The sequence below is a fragment of the Acidovorax sp. Root70 genome, from assembly GCF_001428225.1.
Classification (GTDB): Bacteria; Pseudomonadota; Gammaproteobacteria; order Burkholderiales; family Burkholderiaceae_C; genus Acidovorax.
Map to the genome: position 1 here is coordinate 39,975 of NZ_LMHQ01000017.1, position 11,796 is coordinate 51,770.

General features: G+C 64.9%; 9 protein-coding genes, 1 tRNA gene and 1 pseudogene. 3 read left to right on the plus strand and 8 right to left on the minus strand.

Going from position 1 to position 11,796, the window contains the following annotated elements; translation table 11 throughout:
* Positions 1-112: 112 nt before the first annotated feature.
* From phaR to ASD94_RS10960, 4 genes are all read right to left on the minus strand, one after another.
* Positions 113-691 (minus strand): polyhydroxyalkanoate synthesis repressor PhaR, encoded by a 579-nt coding sequence (phaR, locus tag ASD94_RS10945; protein WP_233247163.1) that lies wholly within the window; start codon positions 689-691, stop codon positions 113-115.
* 262 nt (positions 692-953) lie between these two features.
* Positions 954-1,030, minus strand: a tRNA-Val gene (locus ASD94_RS10950).
* A gap of 112 nt (positions 1,031-1,142) precedes the next feature.
* Complete coding sequence (locus tag ASD94_RS10955; protein WP_056642663.1) at positions 1,143-3,356, minus strand: bifunctional (p)ppGpp synthetase/guanosine-3',5'-bis(diphosphate) 3'-pyrophosphohydrolase; 2,214 nt, start codon at positions 3,354-3,356, stop codon at positions 1,143-1,145.
* Positions 3,353-4,321: an alpha/beta fold hydrolase gene (locus ASD94_RS10960; protein ID WP_056642666.1), complete on the minus strand. Its 969-nt coding sequence runs from the start codon at positions 4,319-4,321 to the stop codon at positions 3,353-3,355. Before ASD94_RS10960 ends, ASD94_RS10955 begins: the two co-directional genes overlap by 4 nt.
* 116 nt (positions 4,322-4,437) lie before the next feature.
* On the opposite strand from ASD94_RS10960, the gene ASD94_RS10965 reads away from it, so the two are divergent.
* Positions 4,438-5,220 (plus strand): 3-hydroxybutyrate dehydrogenase, encoded by a 783-nt coding sequence (locus ASD94_RS10965; protein ID WP_056642668.1) that lies wholly within the window; start codon positions 4,438-4,440, stop codon positions 5,218-5,220.
* 119 nt (positions 5,221-5,339) lie between these two features.
* Here the strand turns inward: ASD94_RS10965 and ASD94_RS10970 are convergent, their stop codons facing one another.
* Positions 5,340-6,053: an SIMPL domain-containing protein gene (locus ASD94_RS10970; protein WP_056642688.1), complete on the minus strand. Its 714-nt coding sequence runs from the start codon at positions 6,051-6,053 to the stop codon at positions 5,340-5,342.
* 217 nt (positions 6,054-6,270) lie between these two features.
* Between ASD94_RS10970 and ompR the strand changes: the two genes are divergently transcribed.
* Both ompR and ASD94_RS10980 read left to right on the plus strand, forming a co-directional pair.
* On the plus strand, positions 6,271-7,002 hold the full coding sequence (gene ompR, locus ASD94_RS10975) for a two-component system response regulator OmpR (protein ID WP_015014739.1): 732 nt from the start codon (positions 6,271-6,273) through the stop codon (positions 7,000-7,002).
* A gap of 45 nt (positions 7,003-7,047) precedes the next feature.
* Positions 7,048-8,538 (plus strand): sensor histidine kinase, encoded by a 1,491-nt coding sequence (locus ASD94_RS10980; protein ID WP_056642672.1) that lies wholly within the window; start codon positions 7,048-7,050, stop codon positions 8,536-8,538.
* Positions 8,539-8,641: 103 nt separating this feature from the next.
* Here ASD94_RS10980 and gudD read toward each other — a convergent pair whose 3' ends face one another.
* From gudD to ASD94_RS10995, 3 genes and pseudogenes are all read right to left on the minus strand, one after another.
* The gene (gene gudD, locus ASD94_RS10985; RefSeq protein WP_056642675.1) at positions 8,642-9,994 is read right to left on the minus strand and encodes a glucarate dehydratase; all 1,353 of its coding nucleotides are present in this window, start codon (positions 9,992-9,994) and stop codon (positions 8,642-8,644) included.
* Between the two features lie 49 nt (positions 9,995-10,043).
* Positions 10,044-11,018 carry a tripartite tricarboxylate transporter substrate binding protein gene (locus tag ASD94_RS10990; RefSeq protein ID WP_056642690.1) on the minus strand — a complete coding sequence of 325 codons (975 nt, stop codon included), beginning with the start codon at positions 11,016-11,018 and terminating at the stop codon, positions 10,044-10,046.
* 205 nt (positions 11,019-11,223) lie between these two features.
* Positions 11,224-11,796, minus strand: a pseudogene (locus tag ASD94_RS10995) (5-dehydro-4-deoxyglucarate dehydratase); the annotation flags it as partial.

Genomic DNA, 11,796 nt, shown 5'->3' on the forward strand with positions numbered 1-11,796 from the left:
TGGCGCTGCCGATTCAGCGCCCTATTTGCCGCTGCGCAACCTTGAAACGGGCGTTACCCAAGCCAGCTAGCCACGCGCAAGGGCCACCCCACCGCGCGGGCCACTCAGCGGGTCATCGCTTGATGCCAAACGCGCCCAGCATCTGCTCGGTCTGCTTTTGCATCTGCTCCTGCATCTGCGTGAGCATGGATTGCGATTGCTCGACGTAGTTGCCCATCATGCCCTTGAGCATGGGCGACTGCAGGTTCATGAACTGCGCCCACATCTCGGGCGTCACGCTTTGCGACTGCTCGGCCAGCTTGGTTTGCACGTCAGTGAATGCCTGAACGTTCTTCTCCAGGTACGCGCCCATGAAACCCTGCATGGCATGGCCATAGAACCTGATGATGTTGGCCAGCACCGCTTCGGTGAACATGGGCGCACCGCCGGCCTCTTCTTCCAGAATGATCTGCAGCAGGATGCTGCGCGTGAGGTCTTCGCCCGTCTTGGCGTCGCGCACCACTACGTTCTGGTGGTCCATCACCAACTGGCGCACCTCGGCCAGCGTGATGTAGGTGGAGGTGTCTGTGTCGTACAGACGGCGATTGGGGTACTTCTTGATGACGCGCTGGGCCGACTTGGACACAGCGCTTTTCGGTTCGGACACAACGAACTCCTCGGGCTCAAACCCATGTATTGCAGTGCAGCACATTCTAGGGAGACTGCCGCGCCGCAGCGGCAAAGGAATACCCTGATGATGCCGGGCATCAAAGTGTCGCGTGGGCGACTGATGCGTGAGACGCCGTATGCCGTGCGGCCTTTAGCGCACAACACCTCCAGCAGCCCCTGGCAAGGGAAGAAAGAAGCAGAAACGAAAAAGCCACCTTGCGGTGGCTTGCTGCGTGAACACCGATAGAGGTGTTGTTGCCAAGTTTTTTTTGGTACCGAAAGCTGGTTTCTTTCAGACAAAAACTTGGTAGGCGCGATTGGACTCGAACCAACGACCCCCACCATGTCAAGGTGGTGCTCTAACCAGCTGAGCTACGCGCCTGTCGTTATCAAGACCACGATTATAGCCATAAAAATCAGCCACTCGGGGCCATCGCGCGACAAATCACACAAAGCGCCAAGGCGCGGGCCCGCAGATCCCGCCCGTCCGCCTCTCAACGGCGGCGGGCCGACCGAACGCCCTGCACCCCGGCCACGATGCCCAGCACTTTGTTCAGCCTGCCTGAATCAGACACCTCCACCGTGAAGGTCATCCAGGCCGTGCCTTTGACGGACTGGGTCTGCACGCCGATCACATTGGTTTTTTCGCGGGCAAACACTTCCGAGATGTCGCGCAGCAGGCCCTGGCGATCAGCAGCCTCCACCGCCACGTCTACCGGGTACACCGCCGCCGACGCCGAAGGCTTGGGCACGCCCCACTCCACCTCGATCACGCGCTCGCCATTGCGTGCCGCCATCTCGCGGAAGTTGCTGCAGTCGGCACGGTGCACGCTCACCCCCTTGCCGCGCGTGACAAAGCCGCGGATGGTGTCCGGCGGCGCGGGCTTGCAGCATTTGGCCAGTTGCGTCATCAACGAATCGATCCCCACCACCAGCACACCGCCCTTGGGGGCCGCATCGTTGGTGCGCGTTTTCTTGAGCAGCAGGTAGTCGTCGGGCTGCAGCACGGGCTCGGGCGGGCGCAGCACCGTTTCGATATTGCGCAGCGAAAACTCGTCCTTGCCCACCACTTCAAACAATGCGTCGGCCGACTTGAAGCCGAGCTGCACGGCGAGGTCGTCGAGCTTGATGGCGGTCTTGCCCTCGCGCTGCAGCAGCTTCTCCACCGCCTCGCGGCCCCGCGCCACCGTCTCGTGCGTGGCCTGGGCGTTGAACCAGGCACGCACCTTGGCCTTGGCACGGTTGCTGGTGAGATAACCCAGCTCGGCATTGAGCCAGTCGCGCGAGGGGCGCCCTTCCTTGACGGTGGAGATTTCGACCGTCTGCCCGTTCTGCAGGGGCGTGTTGAGCGGCACCATCACGCCATCGACCTTGGCGCCCCGGCAGCGGTGGCCCAGGCTGGTGTGCACCGAGTACGCAAAGTCCACCGGGGTGGCGCCCTGGGGCAGCTCTACCACAGCCGCATCAGGGGTCAACACGTAGATGCGGTCCTCGAACAGACCCCGGTTGGGCAATGCGCCTGCCAGGTCCCGTTCCCACGCCAGCAGCTGGCGCAGCACGGCGATCTTGGCGTCGTACTCGCCCGTCGCAGACACACCCACATAACCTTTGGCGCCCGCCTCCTTGTAGGCCCAGTGCGCTGCAACGCCGTGCTCGGCGTGTTCGTGCATGGCCTGGGTGCGGATCTGGATCTCGATGGGCTTGCCGTTGTCGTCCCGCACGATGGTGTGCAGTGACTGGTAGCCGTTCGGTTTGGGCTTGGCGATGTAGTCGTCAAACTCCTCCACGATGGGCTTGAACTGCTCGTGCACCCAGCTCAGAGCGGCGTAGCAGTCCTTCACTGTGGGCACCACCACGCGCAGCGCGCGGATGTCGAACACCTGGTCGAAGTTGAGTGACTTGCCGCGCATCTTCTTGACGATGCTGTAGATGTGCTTGGGGCGGCCCGCGACGGTGGCACTGATGCTGCGGGCGCGCAGGTCGGATTCGAGCCGCGCGCGCAGTTGCTCCATGTACACCTCGCGCTCGCCGCGCTTTTCATCGAGCAGGCGGGCCACTTCCTTGTAGGTGTCGGGCTCCAGGAAGCGGAAGGACAAGTCTTCCAGCTCCCACTTCACCTGCCAGATGCCCAGGCGGTTGGCCAGCGGCGCAAACACCTGCAGCGACTCGCGCGCCAGGCTGGGTGACACAGGGCGCTTGCTGGCCGCATGAAAACGCAGCGTTTGCAAGCGCGAGGCCAGCCGCAGCATCACCACACGCAGGTCGCGCGAGAACGCCAGCAGCATCTTGCGCACGTTCTCCGTCTGCACGGCCGGGTCGTCCAGCGGCGCGGCCGCGCGGGCCTGCTGCTGCACGCGCATCAGCTTGGTGGTCTCCACCGCCAGCGCGGCAAAGTTGGCACCAAACGCCTTGGCGATGACTTCTTCGGGTTTGTTCAGGTGGATGCAGGCATGCACCAGATAGCTGGCCGCCTGCATGGCTTCGGAGCCGCCAATGCCCTTGAGGATGGCGGCCACCGCATCGGCGTGGGCCAGCGTGTTCTCGCCAGAGTCGAGCGTCTCGCCCGCCATCAGGGGTTCGGCAAACGCGCGTGCGCGCGCCAGTGCGTTCACCTGCTCCGGCAGGGTGTGCGCCGTGGCTGCGATGAGCTGGGGGACGGCGTCGGTCTGGGGAGTGAGAGACGCTGGCGCAGGAGGGTTGGTTTTCATCCGGCCACAGCGCCTTCTGCCGTCAGCAGGAAATCCGCGACTGCGGCGACCTGGTCGGGCGCCACCAGCGTGGGCGCGTGGCCCACACCCTCAAACTCCACCACCTGGGCACGGGGCCCGCGCTGCGCCATGGCCTGCGCCGTCTCGCGCGAGAGCAGGTCGGACTGCGCACCACGCAACAGCAGCGTCTGGGCCGTGATGTGGTCATACAGCTGCCACAGCGCCGCCTCGCCCGCCGCCGCAGCCTCCTGCGTCAGCGTCTTGAACGGCACGGCAATCGCCGGGTCGTAGTGCAATGTGAGGCTTCCTCCGGCGGACTGGGGCAGCTCGCGCACCATGGCGCGCGACAAGTCCAGCCACTGGGCGGGCGTGTGGGGGCCAAAGCTGGTGGAGATGGCCCACATCGCGTCGGCCGCCTGCTGCAGCGAGCCGAACCGCGTCGGCTGCCCCAGGTACTGCCCGATGCGCTGCAGCGCCTGCCACTGGATCAGCGGCCCCACGTCGTTGAGCACCAGCCGACGCACGGGCACCGGCAAGGGCAGGCCCGGCTGGCCAGTGATGCCCATGCCGATGAGCCCGCCCATGCTCGTGCCCACCCAGTCCAGCGTGGTGATGGGGGCTTGCTGATGCACCTGCGCGAGCAATGCCAGCATGTCCGCTGCGTACTGCGGGATCTGGTAGCCCATGGGGTCGGCCAGCCAATCGCTGCGACCTCGGCCCACCACGTCGGGGCAGATCACCCGTGCATGCTGGCTCAGCACGCGGGCCAAGGTATCAAAATCCCGCCCCTGGCGCGACAGGCCATGCACGCAGACGATGACGTGCGGGTGCGCCGGGTTGCCGGTGGCATTCCATTCCCAGTACGCCATGCGGTGCTGCTGTGCGGGAGCGGGTGCGCGGCCTGGAGTCTCCGGCGCGGCCGCAGGGCCTGGGCACAGTACGTAGTTCAGCGTAGGTTCAATCATGGGTGCGAAATCCGGGGGCAGCGCTCGATAATGCTGTGGTCGTTGGCACCCATTGCTTGCCCTTGAGTGCCGACTTTTTCTTGTCGTCGCATCGTAATTCATTCGGAGAGACTCCCATGCTGAAAGGCAAAACTGCCCTCGTCACCGGCTCCACCAGCGGCATTGGTCTTGGCATCGCCAAGGCCCTGGCGCGCCAGGGTGCCAACATCGTGCTTAACGGTTTTGGCGATGTGGATGGCCCCCGAGCCGAAGTGCTGGCCGCCGGTGAGGCCGCTGGCGCCCAGGTGGCCTACCACGGCGCCGACATGAGCCGGGCGGCCGACATCGAGGACATGATGAAGTACAGCGCCAGCCAGTTCGGCCGCGTGGACATCCTGGTCAACAACGCGGGCATCCAGCATGTGGCCAATGTCGAGAACTTTCCCGTCGAGCGCTGGGACGCCATCATTGCCATCAACCTGACCAGCGCCTTCCACACTTCGCGCCTGGCCCTGCCCGCAATGAAGAGCGCCAACTGGGGCCGCATCATCAATGTGGCGTCGGTGCACGGCCTGGTGGGCTCGGCCCAGAAGTCCGCCTATGTGGCCGCCAAGCACGGCATCGTGGGCCTGACCAAGGTCACCGCGCTGGAAAACGCCACCACCGGCGTGACCTGCAACGCCATCTGCCCCGGCTGGGTACTGACACCGCTGGTGCAAAAGCAGGTGGACGCCAAGGCCGCCGAACACGGCATCTCGAACGAAGAGGCCAAGAAGCTGCTGCTGGGCGAGAAGGAGCCTTCGATGCAGTTCACCACGCCCGAAGAGCTGGGTGAACTGGCCGTGTTTTTCTGCTCCCCCGCGGCCAACAACGTGCGCGGTGTGGCGTGGAATATGGACGGGGGCTGGGCTGCGCAGTAAGCCTGCGCGGAGCCTGCACAGAGCATTTAGCTCTATTTTTAATAGCTGCCAGCGCTTATTGCACTGGCGCTTGCAGCCATTTTTACTTCAAACAGGCCTCACCCAGTGGCTCAGGGGCCTCAGCGCATCTGCACCGAGCCCGACACGTTCACCGTGACCTGGGCCTTGCCCGCTTCGACCGGCACGGCAGAGTCTGAAAAAGACGCCGCCTTGGCCTCGGCGGCCATCATGCGGGGCCGAGGGCCGGGCGACATCTCATTGCTGTTCACAGCCACTTCGCGCAGGCTGTAGTTGGCAAATCCAAAACCCTTGGCCAGCTCGGCTGCACGGGCCTTGAACTGCTCGATGGCCTGGGTCTGGGCCTCGGACTCCACCTTGGAGCGGGCTTCGCGCGACAGGCCAAACGCCACCTGGCTGATCGCCAGGGTCTGAATCTTGCCGGCAGTGGCCGTGATGCGTGCAAAGTCACGGCCCTCCAGCACCAATTCGGCACGTCCCTGCCAGCCGTTGATCTTGCCGTCCTTGCCGTAGCGCGGAAACAGCCCGAAAGGGCCGGTGCGCACATCCAGCTGACCGGGCTGCGCATTGCGCTTGGCCTCCGTCAGGGCCGCGTCCAGCGCCTGCTTGAGCTGGGTCTGCACGGTGGCGGCATCGGCGGCCTCCTTGCTGGTGGCAAGGTTGAGCACCAGCAGATCCTGCTGCACCTCCACCGTGCCTGTGGCCGACAACTGCACCACATTGCGCAGCTCAGGCGCTGGTGCATTTTGGGCAAAGGCGGCACTAGCGCAGGCAATCAATACACTGGTAGCTATCAATTTGGTAGTGTTTTTCATCATCACGCGGTCCTTGTCATCGGTGCACGTCCTGGTTGCCAGGCGTGCGGGACACCACCTTAACCGCTGTGCGCGACGCCCTTGACAAAGCCCTGTCGCACGAGGTGCGAAGCTGGGCAAAACTTGTAACAGTTGGTCAAACCCGGCCTTCAAACCCGAACTTCGGCGTTCCAACTGGTCAGAATTGGCTCTGTTACAAATTGGACTTGAGATCAAGATGGCCACAACACCCAATCGCACCGACAAAGTTCTGGTAGTGGACGACGACGCCCGCATCCGCGACCTGCTGCGCCGCTACCTCACCCAAGAGGGTTTTGAAGTCATGGTTGCCGAAGACGGCAAGGCCCTCAACCGCCTGCTGTTGCGCGAAACGGTGGACATCATCGTGCTGGACCTGATGATGCCCGGCGAAGACGGTTTGTCGATCTGCCGCCGCCTGCGCGCCGCCAATGACCGCACCCCCATCATCATGCTCACAGCCAAGGGCGAGGACGTGGACCGCATCGTGGGCCTGGAAGTGGGCGCCGACGATTACCTGGGCAAGCCCTTCAACCCCCGCGAACTGCTGGCCCGCATCCACGCCGTGCTGCGCCGCCGCCCTGCGCAGGAAGCCCCGGGCGCCCCCTCGGGCGACAACGAAGTCGTCACCTTTGGCCCCTTCACCTTCGACCTGGGCACGCGCGCACTGCAGCGCAACGGCGAAGAGCTGCCCCTGACCACTGGCGAATTCGCGATGCTCAAAGCCCTGGTGCGCCACCCGCGCCAGCCCCTGTCGCGCGAAAAGCTGGCGCTGCTGGCACGCGGCCGCGAGTTCGAGCCCTTTGACCGCAGCTTGGACGTGCAGGTCTCGCGCCTGCGCAAGCTGGTGGAAGTGGACGCCGCAGCGCCCCGCTACATCCAGACCGTCTGGGGTGTGGGCTACGTGTTTGTGCCGGACGGAACGAGCTGATAGCCCATGGCCAACACCGAGGGCAAGCCCAGATCTTCGTCCCGAATGTCTGTCACCGCCCCCTCCGACGCTACCAGCCCCGCCCCGCTGGAGGCCATTCGGCGGGCACGGGAGCAACGTGCGCGCGTGGGTCTGAACCTTTTCTGGCGCACGTTCTTTTTGCTCGCGCTGCTGCTGGTGGGCAGCATCCTGGCGTGGCTGCAGACCCTGCGCGCGCTGGAGTTTGAACCGCGCACGCTGCAGACAGCACAGCAGATTGCGTCGCTGGTCAACCTGAGCCGCGCGGCGCTGGTGCACTCCGACGCCATCGCGCGCGTGTCGCTGATCAAGACCATGGCCGACCAGGAAGGGGTCCGCATCCTGCCGCGCGAGCCCAAGGACAAATACGCACTGCTCGACCCGACGGCCCTGGGCAACCGCCTGACCGACGAGCTGACCATGCGCCTGGGCCCGGACACCATCGTGGCGCAAAGCGTGAACGGAGAAAACGGCCTGTGGGTCGGCTTCAACATCAATGGCGACCCCAACTGGCTGCTGATGGATCGTTCGCGCTTCAGCCCGGCGGGCGGGCGCACCTGGCTGATCTGGCTGATCACGGCCGCCGCGCTGTCGCTGGCCGGTGCCGCTGCGATTGCGCGGCTCATCAACCGCCCGCTCAAGCAGCTGTCGTATGCGGCCAACCGGGTCAAAGACGGTGACTTTGCTGCCAGCCACCTCGACGAAGAAGTGGTGACCAGCGAAATCCGCGAGGTGAACATCGGCTTCAACCGCATGGCCCAAAAGCTGGCCAAGCTGGAACAGGACCGCGCCGTGATGCTGGCAGGCATTTCGCACGACTTGCGCACGCCCCTGGCGCGCCTGCGGCTCGAAACCGAGATGAGCGTGACCGACGAAGTGGCCCGCGAGCACATGGTGGCGGACATCGTTCAGCTCGACGCCACCATCGACAAGTTCCTGGACTACGCACGGCCCGACCACGTGACGCTCACGCCTGTGAACCTGCACGCGGTGGTGTCATCGTGTGTGTATGCGGTGCAAGACCACCGCGAGCTGCAGATCACCATGGCGGTGCCTGAAGACCTGAACGTGCTGGCGGACGAAGTGGAACTGGCGCGGGTGATCTCCAACCTGCTGGAAAACGCCAGGCGCTATGGCAAGAACAATGACACGGGCATCACCAACGTGGACATTGCAGCCAAAAGCCGGGAGAACTGGGTGCTCATCAAGCTGCGCGACCATGGGCCTGGCGTGCCGCCCGAGCAGCTGTCCAACCTCACCAAGCCGTTCTTCCGAGGCGACTCGGCGCGCACGGCTGCGGCGGGCGCGGGCCTGGGGCTGTCGATTGTGGACAAGACGGTGCAGCGCATGGGCGGCATTTTTGCGCTGGCCAACTCCAGCACCGGCGGCCTGGTAGCCCACCTGCAACTGCAGCGTGCCACCAGCCTGCCGGAAGGCACGGACCCCAAGCAGCGCCTGCAACGGCCCTCCGTCAAGCGCCAGCTGCCCCGGCGGCGGGCGGAGGACCGGGTGGCGTAATACCAATACCCTGCCCCGGTCCATGCAAAAAGCCCTCCACTGGAGGGCTTTTCTTGCCTGACCTCGGTACCGCAGGGCGGCCTCGGTCACGCGGTGCCCGGCTTCAACGCACCATACAGGGCGACTTGTTGTTGAACTTCCAGCCGGGGATCAGGTACTGCATCGCCATCGCATCGTCGCGTGCGCCCAGGCCATGCTGCAAGTACAGGCGGTGCGCGCGCTCCACCTCGTCCATGTCCAGTTCCACGCCCAGGCCGGGCTTTTGGGGCAGATCAATGAAACCATTCTTGATCTGGAACGGCTGTTTGGTCAGACGCTCGCCGTCCTGCCAGATCCAGTGCGTGTCGATGGCCGTCACGCGGCCCGGGGCGGCGGCGCCCACGTGGGTGAACATGGCCAGCGACACGTCGAAGTGGTTGTTGGAATGCGAGCCCCAGGTCAGGCCAAAGGCCTGGCACATCTGCGCCACGCGCACCGACCCCGCCATGGTCCAAAAGTGCGGGTCAGCCAGAGGGATATCCACCGACTGCAGGGCCAGGCTGTGCGCCATTTCGCGCCAGTCTGTGGCCACCATGTTGGTAGCGGTGGGCAGGCCCGTGGCGCGGCGGAACTCGGCCATCACCTCGCGGCCCGAGAACACGCCTTCGGCGCCGCAGGGGTCTTCGGCATAGGCCATCACGCCATGCAGGTCGCGCGTGATGCGGATGGCATCTTTCAGCAGCCAGCCACCGTTGGGGTCCAGCGTCACGCGCGCGTCTGGGAAACGCTCGTGCAGCGCGCGGATGGCCTCGACCTCTTCCTCGCCCCGCAGCACACCGCCCTTGAGCTTGAAGTCTGCAAAGCCGTAGCGCTGGTACGCGGCCTCGGCCAGGCGCACGATGCCCTCGGCATTCATGGCCTTTTCGTTGCGCAGGCGGAACCAGTCGTTGTCGGCGCCAGGCTCGGTGCGGTAGGCCAGGTCGGTTTGGGTACGGTCGCCCACATAGAACAGGTAGCCCAGCATCTGCACCGAGGTGCGCTGCACGCCGTCGCCCAGCAGCGCGGCCACGGGCACGCCCAGGTGCTGGCCCAGCAGATCGAGAAAGGCCGATTCCACCGCCGTCACGGCATGGATGGTGATGCGCAGGTCAAAGGTCTGCAGGCCGCGCCCGCCCGCATCGCGGTCGGCAAACTGGGCGCGCATGGCATTGAGCACGGCGTTGTGGTGGCCCACGGGCTGGCCCACGATCAACGGGCGCGCGTCCTCGATGGTCTGGCGGATCTTCTCGCCGCCAGGTACCTCGCCCACCCCGGTGTTGCCTGCGCTGTCACGCAAGATGAGCAGGTTGCGTGTGAAGAACGGGCCGTGCGCGCCGCTCAGGTTCATGAGCATGCTGTCGTGGCCCGCCACGGGCACCACGCGCAGCTCGGTGATGAGGGGGGTGCTGGTGGCAGAAGGATGGGAAGAGTTGGTCATGGTGTTCGGGAAACGAGAATGGGGAACACAAAGGCGCCCCTGGTAGAACTCAATCAGCGGTGATCTTTCGGGTTTCGATCACGGTCTTCCAACGGGCGAATTCGCGCGCTTGGTAGGCAGTGAAGGCTTCGGGCGTGCTGCCCACAATCTCCAGGCCCTGGTCCAGCATTCGCTTTTTCACGGCAGGGTCGTTGATGGCGGCGATAGCGGCGTCCGACAGCTTCTTCTTGATTGCTGGCGGCAGGCCCTTGGGCGCGGCCATGCCCTGCCACGAGTACACCTCGGCACCGGCCACGCCAGCCTCGGCCAGGGTGGGCACGTCGGGCAGCACGGGGCTGCGCTTGTCGCCGGTGACGGCAATGGCATGCAGCTTGCCCGCACGGATGTGCTGCAGCACCGCGTTCACGTTCTGGAACGAGAACTCCACCTGCCCGCCCAGCAGGTCGTTGATGGCCGGTGCGCCGCCCTTGTAGGGGATGTGCAGGCCCTCAGTGCCGCTTTGCTGCCAGAACACTTCGGCCGAGAGGTGGTCCGACGAACCATTGCCCGAGCTCGCAAAACTCACCTTGCCCGGGTTGGCCTTGAGCTGGGCGATCACCTCCTTCACGGTGCGCGCCTTCTGGCCCGGGGCTGCCACCAGCACATTGGGTGCCTGCACGGGCACGGTGATGTAGTCGAAATCCTTGAGCGCGTCGTACGGCACGGTCTTCAGCAGGTGCGGCGCCACGACGAAGGCACCGAGTGAAGACACCAGCAGCGTGTAGCCATCGGCCGGCGCGCGTTTGACCATGCCGGCCCCCAGCGTGCCCGTGGCACCGGGGCGGTTGTCCACCACGAAGTTCTGGCCCAGCTTGTCACCCATGTTCACGGCCATGGCACGGGCCACCATGTCGGTGGAACCGCCTGCAGGGAAGGGAACAACGATCGTGACAGGCTTTTCAGGCCAAGCGGCAGGGGTGCCGGTCTGGGCCGATGCGGCCAAGGCCAGACTGCAGGCGCTGGCAACCAGCAGCAATTTCTTCATGAACATGGTGAAAGTCTCCGGAGGTAATGGGTGGCGGTCGGTGGCCCTCTTGCGGGGCCTCGATCCTTGGATTTCTGCGGGGGGTGTGGCCCGTCGTTACTGCGGCCCGAGCTTGTCAATCAGCGCCTTGAGCTCTTCCATCTCGCTGGGCTTGAGGTCCACCAGCGGCGCCCGCACCGGCCCACCGTCATGGCCCACGATGCGNCCGAGCTTGTCAATCAGCGCCTTGAGCTCTTCCATCTCGCTGGGCTTGAGGTCCACCAGCGGCGCCCGCACCGGCCCACCGTCATGGCCCACGATGCGCGCACCCGCCTTGATGATCGACACCCCATAGCCCTCTACCCGGTTGCGGATGGCCAGGTACGGCATGAAGAACGACTTGAGCAGCCGGTGCTGCGTGGCCGTGTCGTCACTCGCCACCGCCTGGTAGAACTCCATCGCGGTCTTCGGAATGAAGTTGAAGACGGCTGACGAATACACCGGCGTGCCCAGCGCCTTGTAGGCGGCTGCATACACCTCGGCCGTGGGCAGGCCGCCCAGGTACGAGAAACGGTCCCCCAGCTTCATGTAGATGGACGACATGGTCTCGATATTGCCCACACCATCCTTGAACCCCACCAGGTTCGGACAACGCTCGGCCAGGATGGCCAGGGACTCGGCCGTGAGCTTGGTGCGGTCACGGTTGTAGACGATCACACCGAACTTCACGCTGTTGCAAACCTGGGCCACATGCTCGATCAGGCCTTCCTGCCCGGCTTCGGTCAGGTAGTGCGGCAGC